The organism is Albibacterium bauzanense (assembly GCF_004339765.1).
In the GTDB taxonomy this organism is placed as follows: Bacteria; Bacteroidota; Bacteroidia; order Sphingobacteriales; family Sphingobacteriaceae; genus Albibacterium; species Albibacterium bauzanense.
The window spans coordinates 245168-262817 of record NZ_SMGO01000002.1; the positions used below are offsets into that span (position 1 = coordinate 245168).

General features: G+C 36.4%; 14 protein-coding genes. 5 read left to right on the top strand and 9 right to left on the bottom strand.

Going from position 1 to position 17650, the window contains the following annotated elements; genetic code table 11:
- The first annotated feature begins 34 nt into the window (after window positions 1–34).
- The 3 genes from rimP to infB all read left to right on the top strand — a co-directional run bounded on the left by rimP (window position 35) and on the right by infB (window position 4886).
- Window positions 35–499, top strand: a complete 465-nt coding sequence (gene rimP, locus C8N28_RS06900) for a ribosome assembly cofactor RimP (RefSeq protein WP_132222974.1) — start codon at window positions 35–37, stop codon at window positions 497–499.
- Between the two features lies 1 nt (window position 500).
- Window positions 501–1736 (top strand): transcription termination factor NusA, encoded by a 1236-nt coding sequence (gene nusA / locus C8N28_RS06905; protein WP_132222976.1) that lies wholly within the window; start codon window positions 501–503, stop codon window positions 1734–1736.
- A 93-nt stretch (window positions 1737–1829) separates the two neighbouring features.
- Window positions 1830–4886 (top strand): translation initiation factor IF-2, encoded by a 3057-nt coding sequence (gene infB / locus C8N28_RS06910; protein WP_132222978.1) that lies wholly within the window; start codon window positions 1830–1832, stop codon window positions 4884–4886.
- A gap of 73 nt (window positions 4887–4959) precedes the next feature.
- Here infB and C8N28_RS06915 read toward each other — a convergent pair whose 3' ends face one another.
- The gene (locus tag C8N28_RS06915; protein WP_132222981.1) at window positions 4960–6780 is read right to left on the bottom strand and encodes an ABC transporter ATP-binding protein; all 1821 of its coding nucleotides are present in this window, start codon (window positions 6778–6780) and stop codon (window positions 4960–4962) included.
- Between the two features lie 172 nt (window positions 6781–6952).
- On the opposite strand from C8N28_RS06915, the gene C8N28_RS06920 reads away from it, so the two are divergent.
- Window positions 6953–8122 (top strand): pyridoxal phosphate-dependent aminotransferase, encoded by a 1170-nt coding sequence (locus C8N28_RS06920; RefSeq protein WP_132222983.1) that lies wholly within the window; start codon window positions 6953–6955, stop codon window positions 8120–8122.
- A gap of 1 nt (window position 8123) precedes the next feature.
- Window positions 8124–8966: a prephenate dehydrogenase gene (locus C8N28_RS06925; RefSeq protein WP_132222985.1), complete on the top strand. Its 843-nt coding sequence runs from the start codon at window positions 8124–8126 to the stop codon at window positions 8964–8966.
- Here the strand turns inward: C8N28_RS06925 and C8N28_RS06930 are convergent.
- From C8N28_RS06930 to nuoL, 8 genes are all read right to left on the bottom strand, one after another.
- Window positions 8959–9471 carry an acetyl-CoA carboxylase biotin carboxyl carrier protein subunit gene (locus tag C8N28_RS06930; protein WP_221410214.1) on the bottom strand — a complete coding sequence of 171 codons (513 nt, stop codon included), beginning with the start codon at window positions 9469–9471 and terminating at the stop codon, window positions 8959–8961. The genes C8N28_RS06925 and C8N28_RS06930 overlap by 8 nt on opposite strands.
- Before the next feature lie 3 nt (window positions 9472–9474).
- Complete coding sequence (locus C8N28_RS06935) at window positions 9475–10185, bottom strand: 16S rRNA (uracil(1498)-N(3))-methyltransferase (protein WP_132222987.1); 711 nt, start codon at window positions 10183–10185, stop codon at window positions 9475–9477.
- 11 nt (window positions 10186–10196) lie between these two features.
- Window positions 10197–11510 carry a hemolysin family protein gene (locus C8N28_RS06940; protein WP_132222989.1) on the bottom strand — a complete coding sequence of 438 codons (1314 nt, stop codon included), beginning with the start codon at window positions 11508–11510 and terminating at the stop codon, window positions 10197–10199.
- A gap of 4 nt (window positions 11511–11514) precedes the next feature.
- Window positions 11515–12060, bottom strand: coding sequence for an inorganic diphosphatase (locus C8N28_RS06945; protein WP_132222991.1), 546 nt, complete (start codon window positions 12058–12060; stop codon window positions 11515–11517).
- 10 nt (window positions 12061–12070) lie between these two features.
- Window positions 12071–12706, bottom strand: a complete 636-nt coding sequence (locus tag C8N28_RS06950; RefSeq protein WP_132222993.1) for a DedA family protein — start codon at window positions 12704–12706, stop codon at window positions 12071–12073.
- A 140-nt stretch (window positions 12707–12846) separates the two neighbouring features.
- Entirely contained in the window at window positions 12847–14226 is a 1380-nt protein-coding gene (locus C8N28_RS06955) for an NADH-quinone oxidoreductase subunit N (protein ID WP_132222995.1), read from the bottom strand.
- Window positions 14227–14261: 35 nt separating this feature from the next.
- Window positions 14262–15710, bottom strand: a complete 1449-nt coding sequence (locus tag C8N28_RS06960; RefSeq protein ID WP_132222997.1) for a complex I subunit 4 family protein — start codon at window positions 15708–15710, stop codon at window positions 14262–14264.
- 16 nt (window positions 15711–15726) lie between these two features.
- Entirely contained in the window at window positions 15727–17646 is a 1920-nt protein-coding gene (gene nuoL / locus C8N28_RS06965) for an NADH-quinone oxidoreductase subunit L (RefSeq protein WP_132222999.1), read from the bottom strand.
- Window positions 17647–17650 lie beyond the last annotated feature (4 nt).

The following is a 17650-nucleotide window of genomic DNA, read 5'->3' on the forward strand; positions in this document are numbered from 1 at the left end:
TCGTTCCCTCTTTTTTTTAAAGAAGCTTTTTATAATGAATATAGAAAAATACGTTACCGAATTGGTGAGAGATAAGATCTCAGACCGGGAAGATTTATTCTTGGTTAGCGTTCAATATGTTCCTAATGCAAAATTATCTATTTTAGTTGACGGGGATAACGGTCTGAACATTCAAGACTGTGCTGCTATAAGCAGACATGTGGGTTTTCATCTTGAAGAAGAAAACATAATAGAAGCCGCTTATAACATTGAAGTATCCTCTCCGGGTATAGAATCTCCTTTGGTTCTTGACCGCCAATTTATGAAAAACATTGGTCGTGAAGTAAGTGTTAAATTAACCAATGGAGAGAAGCATGAGGGAGTATTACTTAGTTATACTCCGGAAGGAATTGTTATCAATGAATCAATAAAAGAAAAAGGGAAGAAGGCTATTCAGCAAGAAAACTTTTTTAATATCGATAATATAGTAGAAACAAAAGTGTTAATTTCATTTAAATAAAATGAGCAATATTAATCTGATAGACTCATTTCAAGAGTTTAAAGACTTTAAAAACATCGATCGCCCTACAGTGATCAGCGTATTAGAAGAAGTGTTTCGTAGCATGATTCGCAGACGCTTTGGTACGGATGAGAACTGTGACGTAATTGTAAATCCGGACAATGGTGACCTTGAAATATGGCGCACACGAGTTGTTGTTGAGGATGAATTTTCTGAAGATGATGACTTAGAAATTGAATTGGCTGAAGCAAGAAAGGTAGATGCTGATTTAGAAGTTGGCGACGACTTTATTGAGGAGATCACCCTAGAAAGTTTCGGTAGACGTGCAATTTTAGCTGCCCGTCAAACTTTAGTTTCTAAAGTATTGGAGCTTGAAAAGGATGAGATATTCAAGAAATATAAAGATAGAGTAGGTGAGTTGGTGACTGGAGAGGTTTATCAGATCTGGAAAAAGGAAACCTTGGTGCTGGATGATGATGGTAATGAATTAATATTACCAAAGACAGAGCAGATCCCTGCCGATTATTTCAAAAAAGGAGATAGTATCCGTGCAGTCGTTCATAAAGTAGATATGATGAATGCCTCGCCTAAGATTATTATTTCCAGAACTGCACCGGAATTTCTCCACCGATTATTCGAGCTGGAAGTCCCCGAAATCTTTGATGGCCTTATTACAATCAAAAAGATTGTAAGAGAACCAGGCGAGCGTGCGAAAGTAGCTGTTGAATCATATGATGATCGTATTGACCCGGTGGGTGCTTGTGTGGGTATGAAAGGTTCACGTATTCATGGTATCGTTCGTGAATTGCGTAATGAAAACATTGACGTTATCAATTTCACAAACAATACTTCTCTATATATCACCAGAGCATTAAGCCCTGCTAAAATATCATCGATTAAACTTGATGAGGAGGAAAAACGTGCTGAAGTTTATTTACAATCAGACCAGGTTTCATTAGCGATTGGCCGTGGAGGACATAATATTAAACTGGCAGGTAAATTAACGGGATATGAAATTGATGTATACCGTGAATCTGATGAAAGCGATGAAGATGTTGATATTGAAGAATTCTCAGACGAAATCGAGAGCTGGATTCTTGATGAATTTAAACGTGTAGGCCTTGACACAGCTCGATCTGTACTTGCATTAAGTGTGGAGGAACTAATAAAAAGAACTGATTTAGAAGAACAAACTATCATTGATGTTATTCAGATTTTCAAATCTGAGTTTGAATAAAACAATGCGAAACATACGTTTTCTATAAATCATTGGTAATTAACAAGTAAAAAAGTATACTTTTGTAGTATAAATAAAGGGTAATAATAATAAATGACAGAAGGTAAAAGCATTAACTTACTGAAAGCCGCCAAAGAATTAAACATTGGTATAGCTACAGCTGTTGATTTTTTAAGTAAGAAAGGTTATGATATAGAGTCAAAACCAAATACGAAACTGAACGGCGAAATGTACAATGTTCTATTGAAAGAATATCAGGGGGACAAAATCGTGAAGGAAGAAGCCAATCAAATTGTTATTGGTAAAATCCGCCGCGATGAGACTCCTATTGAATCTATTCAAGATAGATCTGATAGAGGTTCAGAAACAGAAGAAGTTCTTATAAAAAACAGCACTTTCAGCCCACCTTCTGTAGAAAAAAATAAAGAGCAAGAAAATCTACCTTTATCTACTACTACTGAAGAAGATAAGGCAGAAGATACTGAAGCTAGCACTCGCAAGGGTGTAAAGGTGGTAGGTAAAATTGATTTAAAAAACTTAAATCAACGTACTAAACCTGAAAAAGCTAAACCTTCAACTGAGCAAGTGGAGAAAGAAAATAAAGTCGAATTGAAACCTACTCCTGCCCCTAAAGAGCCAGAAGTAATTAAGGAAGAAATAAAACCATCTGCTCCTGAAACACCGGTAAGCTCAGAAAAACCTGTTGAATCTCCTAAGCCTGTAGTAGAAGCCGAGGAAAAAAAGGAAGCTCAGGAAACTAAAGTTGAAGAAGTTAAAGCTGAAGAAGCTCCTGTAGAGAAAACTCCAATAGAAAATACTAAAATAGAAAAAGAGAAAGAAGCAAAACCGAAGACCGAAGAACCTCGGAAAACAGACTCTGATGGTGTTTTTCGTACTAAGACCGTACGATTAACTGGTCCAAATGTAGTTGGTAGAATAGAACTTCCAACTTCTTCTCGTAGAAAGAATCAACCAGTTGCTTCTTCTACTGGTTCTGGTACAGATCATAAACGTAAACGTAAACGTAAAGAAGCTCCTACAGGACAAAACAGGCCTCATACACCTTCAGCAACAGGTGCTACTGGTACACCAAATGCACCTCATACAGGTCAGGCTCCCAATCGTGGTGGAGCTAACACTGGCGGAACTAACAGACCAGGACAACATCCTCGGGGAAAAAACGATTTCAATAAAGGAAGAGCACGTCAGCCTGCTGTTAAAAAAGAAGAACCAACGGATAAAGAGATACAAGATCAAATTAAAGCAACTCTTGCACGTTTAAGCGGCGCTGGTAAATCCGGTAAGTTTGCTCAACGAGCGAAACTAAGACGTCAAAAACGTGATGATGTTGCCTTATCTGCAGAAGAAGCTGCTTTAGAACGTGAATTACAATCAAAAGTACTTCGAGTAACAGAATTTGTTACGGCTAATGAACTTGCTACTCTTTTAGACGTTCCGGTAACACAGATTATTTCTACTTGCATGAGCTTAGGCCTGTTCGTATCAATTAATCAACGTCTCGATGCAGAAACAATTAGTATTGTTGCTGAAGAGTTTGATCATGAGGTAGAATTCATTAAACCTGATGAAGAAGAAGCATTCGATCTGGAAGAAAAGGACAATCCGGATAACTTGATTCCTCGTTCACCAATTGTAACGGTAATGGGCCATGTGGATCATGGTAAGACCTCGCTTCTTGACTATGTTCGTAAATCAGATGTAATAACTGGTGAGGCTGGTGGAATTACTCAACATATAGGTGCTTACGAAGTTACTCTTGAAAACGGTCGCAAGATCACTTTCTTAGATACTCCAGGTCACGAAGCGTTTACCGCCATGCGGGCTCGTGGTGCTAAAGTTACAGATATTGCTATTATTGTAATAGCTGCAGACGATAGCGTAATGCCTCAAACGAAAGAAGCTATTAACCATGCTCTGGCAGCTAATCTTCCTATCGTATTTGCCTTTACAAAGATAGATAAGCCAAGTGCAAACACTGATCGTGTTCGTGAACAATTATCTGCGATGAATATTCTTGTAGAAGAATGGGGTGGTAAGTATCAGGCGCAAGAGATATCTTCTAAAACAGGAGAGAATGTAAATCTATTATTAGAGAAAGTATTGCTTGAAGCAGACTTACTTGAGTTAACTGCAGATCCAAACAAGCGAGCCGTTGGTTCAGTTGTGGAAGCAGAGCTTGATAAAGGACGTGGTATTGTTACAACAGTTCTTATCCAATCTGGTACGTTACGTGTAGGGGATGCAATTCTAGCAGGATCGCATAGTGGAAAGGTTAAAGCTTTAACCAACGAACGTGGACAAAAGGTGGTTTCGGCAGGTCCTTCATCGCCCGTACAGATTCTGGGAATGACAGGAGGTGCACCTACAGCAGGTGATAAGTTCTATGTTTTGGAAAGCGAATCTGAGGCAAGAAGAATAGCGAATCAGAGATTGCAATTACAAAGAGAACAAGGTCTGAGAACGCAAAAACATATTACTCTGGATGAGATTGGCCGAAGACTAGCAATCGGTAACTTTAAAGAGTTAAATGTAATTGTTAAAGGTGACGTTGATGGATCTATTGAAGCACTTTCAGATTCTCTATTAAAGTTATCTACAGAAGAAATCCAGGTAAATGTTATTCATAAGTCGGTCGGACAGATTTCAGAATCTGACGTTTTATTAGCTTCCGCTTCTGACGCAATTATAATCGGTTTCCAGGTTAGACCTTCAACTGGTGCAAGGAAACTAGCAGAACATGAACAAATAGATATTCGTTTATATTCAATCATTTACGATGCAATTGATGAGCTTAAATCAGCCATGGAAGGTATGTTGGCTCCTAAATACGAAGAGAAGATTGTTGCGAACGTTGAAATTCGTGAAACATTCAAAATCAGTAAAGTTGGTACAATTGCCGGCTGTATGGTATTAGACGGTAAAATAAACCGTAACCACGATATCCGGATAATTCGAGACGGAGTAGTTGTTTACACCGGTAAACTGGCATCCCTGAAACGCTTTAAAGATGACGTTAAAGAAGTTTCTACAGGATACGAATGTGGTTTGAATATTGATAAATTTAATGATATTCAAGTAGGCGATATCGTAGAAGCATACGAACAAGTAGAAGTAAAGCGAAAGCTTTAATTATATAAATAGATAAAAAGCAGGGGGATGAATTATATAATTCATCCCCCTGCTTTTTTCTGGCAATTAAAGTTTAATGATAGAATTGCTGCATTTCAATGAGTTTACGATATACACCGTTCTTCTCCAGAAGTTCTGTATGCGTTCCCTCTTCTACTATTCTACCTTTCTCTAATACAAATATCTTATCCGCTTGTTGAATCGTACTTAACCGATGAGCAATAACCAAGCTAGTTCTGCTTTTCATCAAGTTGTTTAAAGCTTCCTGCACTAACTTTTCTGACTCTGTATCCAAAGCAGAAGTTGCCTCATCAAGCAATAATATAGGAGGATTCCTTAGGACGGCTCTTGCAATACATAATCGTTGCTTCTGCCCGCCAGAGAGCTTAATACCTCTATCACCTATGTTCGTTTGATAAGCAGATTCTGTCTCCATTATAAACTCATGTGCGTTCGCAATTTTAGCTGCTGCTATTATACTTTCTTCAGAAGCATTTTCGATTCCAAAAGCAATATTGTTAGCTATCGTATCATTAAACAGAACAAGATCTTGATTCACTATACCCATTAGATTCCTTAAAGAGTCAACCTTCAAATCACAGATATCCTTGCCATCAATTAATAATCTACCTTTTGATGGATCCATGAACCGCGGGATCAAATCCATTAAAGTTGATTTTCCACCACCAGAAGGGCCCACTAATGCAATGGTTGAGCCTTTTGGAATATTCATATTAACATCTACCAACACAGCTTTCTCATCGTACTCAAAACTTATATTTTCTAACTTAATTTCATTATTAAATGAGTCAATCTCTTTGGCATCTGGTGCATCTACGATTCCTGGTTTCTGATCAATCAGGTCTAGCACACGTTCACCTGCAGCAATACCTGAATGAATATTAGTAAACGAATCGGTCAGCGCCTTTGCTGGTCGCATTACCTGCGAAAAGATAGCTATATAGGCTATAAAAGTACCTGCAGTAAAGTTTTGATCACCATTAATTACAAGGTTTCCTCCATATAATAGAATTACGGCCACCATTATTACCCCTAAAAATTCAGATACCGGAGATCCAAGCTGCTGCCTTCTGGCCATACGCCTGCCAATGTTAGAATAATAGGCATTTTCTTCATTGAATCGCTTTTTGACAAACTCTACAGCATTGAAAGCTTTAATGATTTTAATTCCCGATAAAGCTTCATCCAGGTAACTGATCATCTGTCCATAAACAGACTGAGCTTCTGTAGCTTGCTGCTTCAGTTGCTTAACAATCCTGGAAATAAAGAAACCCGAAACTGGAATAATCAATAAAGCAAATAAAGTAAGCTCAACCGACATCATCAGCAAGGATATGATATAGAATAAAAGCTGTAAAGGTTCTTTGAATACAACCTGCAAGGTTCCTGTCACTGAGAATTGAACAACTTGTACATCGGACGATATCTTTGAAATAATATCGCCTTTTCTTTGATTATTAAAATACCCTACATGAAGATCCATTACATTATTGAAAACCGTCTTTCTTAGATTCAATAAGGTATGTATCTTTAAATTCTCCATGATACGCTGAGAAAAATAACGAAACAAATTGCTTAGAAACACAGAGGAAACTATTACTATACAAACTAACTTCAATGCCCCGTAAGCTCCGTATGTAGCACTTATCTGTTGCGCATAGTAATTAAACCAATCAATAACATTCACCCAGTTATCTGGTTTAGCAAGAGTTTCAATTTCATCCTTTGCCATAAATAGGGTGTTCAATAACGGGCCAACTAACACCAAATTCATCGTACCAAAAAGAACTGCTAACAATGCACAGATCACATAAGGGATGGCGAATTTCTCTATTGGTTTTGCAAAGGAAAGTAATCTAAAATATGTTTTCATAATTATAACGTAGAGGCAAAGGTAATAAAACCCACCCAAGTTATTTTAAATGCTAAAGTCCTTAATTTGTAAGAAAATTTAGCGAACATTTTAAAGTATGTGGCTAAATATTTGTATTATCAGCAAATATCTAACAAATCATTAGTAATTTTGCAAGCTTAATAACGATGATATGCAAATGAAAATTGCTGATAGGCTTCAACATACTGAAGAATATTACTTTTCAAAAAAACTGAGCCAGATAGCAGAATTAAACAAGAGCGGAATACAAGTTTTAAATCTTGGAATAGGAAGTCCAGACTTACAACCACCTGCTATTGTTATCGACACACTGATTGAAGAATCTAAGAATCCTCATAATCATGCATATCAAAAGTATAATGGAATACCGGCATTAAGAAATGCTATTGCTACCTGGTACGGTAAAGAGTATTCAGTAACACTAAATCCAGAAACTGAAGTATTACCACTGATTGGTTCTAAGGAAGGTATTATGCATATATGTATGACCTATCTTCAACCAGGAGACGAAGCTCTTGTTCCAAACCCAGGTTATCCCAGCTATCTATCAGCCGTAAGATTGAGTGGTGCAACTCCTGTATCCTACGATCTCAAAGAGGAAGACAGTTGGCTGCCTGATTTGAATGAGCTATCGAAAAGAGATTTAAGCAAGGTAAAAATTATGTGGATTAATTATCCACATATGCCAAGTGGTGCTAAAGCCAATCGCGATTTTTTCAAAGCGATTATTGCTTTCGCAAAGGAGAATCAAATATTAATATGTCACGATAATCCATATAGCTTCATTCTTAACGATGAACAAATAAGCATACTCTCAATACCAGGAAGCAAGGAAGTAGCTATCGAATTAAATTCCTTCAGTAAAACTTTCAATATGGCTGGCTGGAGAATAGGAATGCTAGTTGGTGCCCAGGAGCGTATTTCGGAAATCTTACGCTTTAAAAGCAATATGGACTCCGGAATGTTTTATCCTCTGCAAATGGCTGCAAGCAAAGCTTTATCTTTAGATAAGGATTGGTATAGCGAATTAAATAAAGTTTACAGACAAAGAAGAGAGAAAGTTTATGAGCTTTTAAATATTCTAAACTGTACCTATGATAAAAACCAGGTCGGAATGTTTGTTTGGGCTAAGATAGCTGACAAATATGAAGACGCTTATGTATTAACTGACGAAATTCTTGATAAATCACGGGTATTTATAACGCCAGGAGGTATATTTGGAAGCCAGGGCAGAGATCATATTCGTATAAGCTTATGTGCTCCAGAATCAACCTTTGCTGAAGCTATTAACCGTATAACCTCATCAAATCTATCAAGTTAAAATGAAAATTTCTATTATTGGAGTAGGGCTTATAGGAGGTTCCTTAGCATTAAGCTTAAGGAAAACAATACCCGTAAATAAGATATTTGGCGTTGATACAAACAGTGCCAATCTAAGTAAAGCTCTGGAACTTGGGATAATTGATGCTACATCTGAACTTGATGAAGCCATTGAAGACTCCGATTTGATAATCTTAACTGTTCCTGTTAATTCTATTCAAGACTTATTGCCATCCATACTTGATAAGGTTAAAAACAATCAAGTAGTTATGGAAATGGGTTCAACACAGCAAGAAATACTTGAGGCAATCAACGACCATCCGAAGAGAGGTAGATTAGTAGCTGTACATCCAATGGCCGGTACTGAATATTCTGGCCCTGAAGCTGCCATAGATGACTTATTTACAGGAAAAAATATGGTATTCTGTGATATTGTACGAACAGATGCCGATGCCTTTGAAATTGCTGAATCTATATGTGATGCTTTAAAAATGAAGCCTGTCTTCATGAATGCAAAAGAACATGATTTGCATACTGCATACGTATCACATATCTCTCATATCACTTCTTTTGCCCTCGCTTTAACGGTATTAGAGAAAGAAAAATCGCAAGGAAGAATATTTGAGCTTGCAGGAGGTGGATTTGCTTCAACAGTAAGACTAGCTAAAAGTTCGCCAGATATGTGGGTACCCATATTTAAGCAAAACAAAAAGAACGTACTTGAAGTTTTAGAGGAACATATCAGACAATTGCAACGTATGCATGATGTTCTTGAAGAAGAAGACTATGACACACTATTTAAATTAATTAAGCAATCAAATAAGATTAAAAGAATTATTAAATAGTATTATCAAATTGTATAAGAACTTGATTCTTTTCTACTTTATCACCCTTATAAATTTCAACAGATTTAATAGTTATATCTAAAGGGGACTTAATAAGATTTTCCATTTTCATAGCTTCCAATACCAATAAACAGTCTCCTTTATTCACTTTATCGCCTGCCTTTACCCGTATTTCTAAAACCAAACCAGGCATCGGTGCTTTTAGGTTAGAAACACTTTGAGCTTTATTCAACTCCATCCCTAAACTTTCCAGCAAAGCATCCTTTTCATCCTTTAAAGAGATATGGTATAAATTGCCATTAATCTTTATCTCAGCTTCCTTCTCTTTATAATTAACTGTTACAATTTCTGCTGAATAGCTTTTACCCTTTAGTAAAACATGTATGTGATTGTTGGAATAGTCCTCCAAATCAAGTTGGATTAGACTACCATCAACCAGAACATCCTCCCCTTCCATTTGAATAGCATAAGTGCCATTATTATTAACAAGAATATGCTTCATCATATACTAACGATTTATCAGATTAGCTTCCATACAGGCAACCAAAGCTGCGGTTTCAGTCCTTAACCTTGTATTACCTAATGTAATCGGAATATATCCTAAAGAAAGAGCTTGTTCAATTTCAGTATCGCTAAAGTCTCCTTCAGGACCGATTAGAATAACAGCATCCTCGTTCTCTTTAAGAGATTCTTTTAACTGTTTTTTCTCATTCTCTAAGCAATGAGCAATAAATTTCTTTCCTTCAAATTTAAGATTAAAGAAATCCTTTAGTTTAACCGGTTCATTTACTATTGGTAAAAACGACTGCTGAGATTGCTTCATTGCCGATATAACAATCTTATTTAAGCGGTCAAGCTTCATTACTGTCCTCTCAGAACGTTCGCAAATAATAGGTGTAATTTCATCAATACCGATCTCTGTAGCTTTCTCCAGGAACCACTCATAGCGCTCCAACGACTTAGTGGGAGCGACAACCATATGAAGGTTATAATTTCTTTTCTTAGCGTCTCTTACAAAGGAAAGAATATCAACCCTGGTTCGCTTTTTGTTAACTGAGTCAGCAATCTTGCCTGTATATATACCCCCATTACCATCAATCAATGTAATATTTGCCCCGGCTTTTAACCTTAATACCCGAGTGCAATGTTTACTTTCCTCTTCTGAAAGATCATAATATAAACATTGATTCTCAATATCTGGGGTATAGAATATATGCACAGTAATACGTTTTATTCTTCCGGCTCTTCTTCAGTTTGCTCCAACCGTTCCATTTTAACAGACTCAATATTTTGTTGAGTCTTCTTTAAGATAGTAAAAGCATAACCATGAAACTCCTTACATTCGCCAACATCCGGTATCTTATCAAACAGTTCGCTTACTAAACCAGAAAGGGTGTCATAGTCATTACTCTGTGGTAGATCCAGAGGCAGGTATTCATTCACATCATGAATATTTGCAGATGCTGAAACAATGTATTCGGTTTGCGATACCTGTTCAACAATTGGATGCTCTTCATCATATTCATCCTGGATTTCACCTACCAGTTCTTCTACAATATCCTCTAAGGTAACCATTCCTGATGTCCCTCCAAACTCATCCAAAACAATTGCAATCTGAATCCGCTTTTGCTGAAATTCAGCCATTAAATCATTGATTTTCTTAGTTTCCGGGATAAAATAAGGCTTCCTGATAATGTTCTTTAATTCAATCTCTTGTTTATCTACCAACTGCGGCAATAAATCTTTAGCATGTACAATACCTACAATCTTATCAATAGATCCATCGTATACAGGAACCCGGGAATAGCCTTCGCTTATAATTGTATTTAATAATAATTCCTTCGGACTATCAACCTCTACAGCAGTTATCTTAGTACGTGGAACCATTACATTCTTAACAACCCGTTCATTAAAGTCAAAAACATTCTTTATCAACTCATGCTCCGTTAAATTCAAAGCACCCGATTCCTTTCCTTGATCAAGCAAATATTGTAACTCTTCAGAAGAATGATGCACTTCATTCATCGTAACACCAAAGCCCAACATTTTTAATATAAGATTTGCAAAGCCATTCAATACCCATATAAAAGGTCTGAATACCATATAGAAAAACCTTAGCGGTAAAGTTAATGCCATAGTTGTACCTACCGGCCTTTGAATCGCTATGGATTTAGGGGCTAATTCACCAAATACAATATGTAAAATCGTAATGATAGAGAATGCTAATATGTGACCAATATTAGTCTGGAATGTGCCAACTAGCTCAATATTGAAAAGAGCAAGAAAATCAACAACAACCTTGGTCATTACAGCTTCTCCAACCCAACCTAAACCTAGTGAAGCTAATGTAATTCCTAATTGTGTTGCAGCTAAATATCCATCTAAATGATTCGTTATGTGTTTCGCAAGATTTGCTACATTATTTCCCGATTTAGCCTTAATTTCAATTTGTGAGGCCCTAACTTTAACAATTGCAAATTCAGCGGCGACAAAAAAGCCATTCAGAAAAACCAACAGAAAAGTAACAAAAATTTGAAAACCCATAATTCTATTTTTGGTTCACAAATATCTTCTGGTAAAGCTCCAGACTTTCTTCTATAACTTTTAATGCATAAGATCTATCCAAGAGTTGCTCAACCGTAACGTTCTTCCCTTCCAAAGCTTTATAATCCTGAAAGAACCTAACTATCTCCTTCATCGTATGAGGAGGTAGTTCAGACATATCCCTAATATAATTTACTGACATATCATTCTTTGCAACAGCAATAATCTTATCATCTTGCTCACCATTATCTACCATATGCATTACACCCACAACATATGCTTCAATTAAAGTCATAGGATATACATCAACCGAACTTAATACCAGGATATCAAGCGGATCTTTATCATCACAATAAGTTTGAGGAATAAATCCGTAATTAGCGGGATAAATAACAGACGAAAATAGAACACGGTCCAATTTCATTAAACCACTTTCTTTGTCTATTTCATATTTGGCTTTGGAGCCCTTTGGGATTTCAATAATCCCATTAACAGAATCAGAAATAACATTACCGGGCGAAACCTCGTGCCATGGATGCTTAAAACTCATAGATTAATTCTTATTTATTTTCTTTTTTTAAACTTTTTCGGATAACCGTAATAACAACAGGAACGGTAGTAATTGAAATAAACCCAATTATGATGTACTCAATATAGTTAACAATTTGAGGAAAATGCTGACCTAGAAAATAACCCGATAGAGTTAAAATAGCTACCCATAACACTCCTCCACTAATATTGAGAATAGTAAATCTAGTCAAATCTACACGCACTACTCCTGCAAATATCGGAGCAAATGTACGTATAATTGGCATAAACCTACCTAAAATTAATGCTAGCGCACCGTATTTGTGATAGAACTCTTCTGCTGCTACTATATACTTCCGTTTAAATAACAAAGAATCCTTCCTTTTGAAAAGCATTGGCCCTGTCCTTGAACCAAACCAATAGCCTGTATAATTTCCTAAAATTGCGGCTGCTAATAACCCTCCGCATAGAACATATATACTAACTGGTAAAAGTCCTGAAGCACAGAATAATCCTGCTAGAAATAATAAGTAATCTCCCGGCAAGAAAAAACCAAAAAACAACCCGGTCTCTGCAAAAACTACAATTAATAATAAATAGAACCCTCCACTTCGAAGCAGGGTCTCTGCATCAAATAATTGTTGAAACGATAACCAAAGCTCGTGCATACAAATCCTTATCTTACGAATATATAAAAATAAACAGCCAGATTTTATGATATCCTAAAATAGTGACACTTAAAGATGTCCTTTATAACAATAATGTTTGAACACTGTTTATATCTTTATTTTATCGAAAATAAATGTTTCTAAACGATGTTTGTAACGAGAGACGGATAGAGTCCTAAACAAATAGTTATGATAGTAGCAATGGTGAGAACCACCTTATAGTTTAAATTCCAAACAACTTCTTCCCTATCTGTTGGTTTAAAATACATGGCAATGATAACACGGAAATAATAATAAATTCCGATAGCAGCATTAATAACAGCCAAAACTACCAATGCAATATGGTAATTATGTAAAGCCGCAGCAAACATCATAAATTTACCAATAAAACCTACCGTTAATGGAATACCTGCTAAAGAAAGCATAGCAACCAATATCGTAAAGGAGAGGTATGGATTCTTTTTTGCCAAACCATTAAATGCTTCAAATTGTTCACTTCCGCTCGATCTTTTCACAGCAATCAATCCGCCGAAAGCTACAATAGATGAAAGAGAATAAGCCCCTACATAAATTAAAATACCATTAGCAGATTCTCCACCTAAACTTAATATAGCAAACAACATATACCCAACATGAGACACGCTAGAATACGTCAGCATTCTCTTAAAGCTCTGTTGCATTAATGCAGTAATATTTCCAATAAATAAAGTAAGAACAGACATCACAGATAATACCGGCGTCCAGAAAGAACTTAATGGTTCAAAACAGAACCAGAACAAGCGTAAGAACGCTGCAATAGCTGCAACCTTTACGATTGTACTCATAAAAGTTGTTATCAATATCGGCGCACCATCATAAACATCCGGAACCCAGAAATGAAAAGGAGCAGCACCTATCTTAAACCCTAAACCAATAATAAAAAGGATAACTCCTGTATAAAATAAAGGAGAAATAGCCTGAACATTGTTTTGAACATAAGATTGGATCTCTTCCATTCCGAATGATCCGGTAGCTCCGTAGATTAGCGTAATTCCAAATAGCAAAAATCCAGTCGAGAAGGCACCCATCAAAAAGTACTTCAAAGAAGCCTCATTCGACCCGTAATCACTCTTACGAATCCCTACCAAAATATATAAAGCTACAGACATAATCTCAATACCGATAAACAGCATAGAGAGATTATAAAACGAAACAATGATTAATCCTCCAATCAGGGAGAATAGAATTAATGAAAAATATTCTGCAGTATGTTCACCAATTGTATCAAAATAGTCCCTGGATAGTAGCAAAATCAATATGGCCAACCCTATCATCAACATCGAAAAGACGAGCGCGTAATGATCAAAAAGTACCATTCCATTATATAAAGGAACAGCTGTACCATTCCACTGAACAATACAAAATACCAAGGCCCCAACCAATCCCAAAATCGATATTGGCAATATGGTTTTTGTAGCCTTAAACAGTCCTAAATATAATATTAGAATAGCTAATAAAGAAAGCGTAATAATTGCACCCATCTGTTAATATTTTATTCGAAAAATCGATTGATTTCTTATTTAATTGATATTTGATTAATTAAATTCGTTACTGCAGCTTCTGAAATATTCAATAAAGGCTCAGGATATATACCCAGCCCTAAAACAAACAATACCAGAATCACAAAAACAATTGTCTCTGACCCATGAATATCTTTAAAATTAATAGTGATATCATTCTTCTCACCAAGCATTGTTTTCTGATAGAGACGCAACATATACGCAGCTCCCAGAACAAGGGTTAATCCACCAAATACAGCATACCATATACCCGCATTATAAATACCTGTCAACAATAAGAATTCTCCTACAAAACCATTCGTTATAGGCAAGCCAATAGCTCCCATAACTAAAACTAAAAATACAATGGCTAGTCTTGGTGCCGATGAAGCTATTCCACCTAATTCTTTCAGATCTTCTTTTTGAGTGCGATTGATTATTATATCCATGACAAAGAATAACCCAACAACGTTTATACCGTGGTTAATCATTTGAATCATAGCACCCTGCAAGCCTTGTACATTCCATGCAAAAACACCGGCACTAATCAATCCAACGTGGGCAATAGATGAATAAGCTATTAATCGTTTAATATCATTCTGACGGAGTGCAATAATAGATGCATAAACAACACCTATGATACCTAAGACTAAACAAATCGTCCCATACTGTTCAAAACCAAGCGGCGAAACTGGAATCAGCCATCTAATAAGACCATATACCCCCATCTTCAACATAATACCAGCTAAGAGCATGGTTCCTGCAGTAGACGCCGAAGCATAAGTATCAGGTTGCCAAGTGTGAAACGGAAAAATTGGTAGTTTTACAGCAAAAGCAATAAAGAAAGCAAGGAATATCCAACCCTGAGTTTGGGCGTCTAAGCCTAATTGATAAAAAGATGAAAGTTCAAAATCTCTTTCCGGAGCTTGAAAATGCAGATAGATAATAGCTGTCAGCATCAATAAGCTTCCAATAAATGTATAAACAAAGAACTTCAAATTAACCCGGATCCGGTTTTCTCCTCCCCACATTGCACAGATAAAATAGATAGGAATCAAAGCTGCTTCCCAACCTATATAAAATATGAATGCATCCAACGCCATAAAAACGAGAAGCAATCCTGATTGCATGAATAGTATCAATGCATAGAAGCCTCCCTTATATTCATATCGGAAAGTCGACAATATAATAAGCGGAATTAAACCGTTGGTTAACAATACCAGAGGTAAACTTATGCCATCAATACCAATATGAAAATTTATACCGTAAGACGGAAGCCAGGCAAACGATTGTACAAATTGCATGGAAGCATCCGGAACAAAATTTATTAAGAAGGGTATAGTTAAAATAATTGTAAAAGATGAAACAGCTAAAGCCAATCGTTTTGCTAACTGAGATTGCTTAACAAATGCAAGTAGAATAGCGCCAAAAACAGGCATTAATAAAAGAAGGTATAAATTTTCCATTTATTGCAGTAATCCTTTAAATTGTATAAATGCCATAAAACAAGAGCAGAACAGCTCCTATAACCATCAAAAATAAATAAAACCCAACGTTCCCCGATTGTAAGAGCCTAAGCATCTTACCCGATTCTGAAACTCCTCTTCCCAATCCATTAACAATTCCATCAATTCCGCTACGATCAACAATTCGATACAGGAATCGAGAAAAAGAATTAAGTGGGTTCACTATCAAGAAGTCATAAATCTCGTCAACATAAAATTTATGATAAGATAACCTTTCCAAAAAGCTGCGCTCAACATGATCCGCTTCAGGAACAACTTCTTTCTGTACATACTTGGTATAAGCATATATAGCCATCAGTATAGCAGCAACTGCCGATACACTCATTAATATATATTCGGTTGAATGATCTAAGTGAAAAGGTTGCGTTAAAGCAGCCGAATCAGCAAAGACAGGCGATAAAAACTGAGCAAGGAATGCGCCACCTCCAAGACTACTTGGAATATTCAAGAGTCCACCAACTATAGAAAGAACTGCCAATACAATTAATGGAAACTTCATTGATACAGGAGACTCATGAATATGCTTCTCTTGATCAAAAGTTCCTCTGAACTTTCCGAAGAATGTTAAAAACAATAATCGGAACATATAAAAAGAAGTAAATAATGCACCTATCAAACCTCCAACCCAAAGCATTTTGTTTTCAGAAAAAGCATATGCTAAAATCTCATCCTTCGAAAAGAACCCAGATAAAGGAGGTATACCTGCAATAGCAATGGTCCCGATCAACATAGTTATATAAGTCACCGGTAATTTCTTTCTTAAACCACCCATTGACCGTAAATCCTGCTCATCACTCATCGCATGAATTACAGATCCGGCTCCTAAGAATAAAAGTGCTTTAAAAAATGCATGTGTAATAACATGGAAAAGTGCCCCAGTAAATGCGCCTACTCCCAACCCAAGAAACATATACCCCAATTGTGAAACAGTAGAATATGCCAATACTTTCTTAATATCATTCTGAGTTAATGCAGTGGCTGCAGCCATTAAAGCAGTAAGCAAACCTATCACAGCAATCAGTTGCATAACAACCGGAGAAAGCGTAAAAAGAATGTTTGAACGCGCAATCATATAAACCCCGGCAGTTACCATGGTTGCAGCATGAATTAATGCAGATACCGGCGTAGGACCAGCCATTGCATCAGGAAGCCAGGTAAATAAAGGAATCTGAGCAGACTTTCCTGTTGCTGCAATAAACAAAAGGAAACTGATTAATACAATCATACTATCACCAGATGCTAAACCTGCTGCTTGAGGAAATACTCCGGCAAATTCAATCGTACCAAAGGTTATAAATATTAATAATACAGCAATTAGAAAGCTCAAATCGCCTATCCTATTCATTACAAAGGCTTTTTTACCAGCACTTGCAAAAGAAGAATTTTTAAACCAAAACCCAATCAATAAGTATGAGCATAGTCCAACTCCTTCCCATCCAATAAACATTACTAAATAGTTAGAACCCAAAACGAGCAATAACATAAAGAAAATGAATAGATTCAGGTAAGAGAAAAACTTATTAAAGCCGGGGTCCAGCTTCATGTAACCTATAGAGTAAACATGGATCAGAAATCCAACTCCTGTTACGATCAGTAACATGATTGAACTTAGGGGGTCAAGCAAAAAGGACATAGAAACGTTTAGAGCACCTGCACCAAACCATTGAAATATAGTTACAATGCTTGTACCATCTTCTCCACTCTGCCGCAATTGGTAAACATCATAAAATAAAACGCAGCTAATAAAGAAAGAAAAGAGAACTACTCCACTTCCAATAAAAGCAACAACATTCTTGGGTAAAATATCTCTCCCCAATCCATTAACCAAAAAACCGATTAAAGGTAAAAGAGGAACTAACCAAATTAAATCTAACATAAAA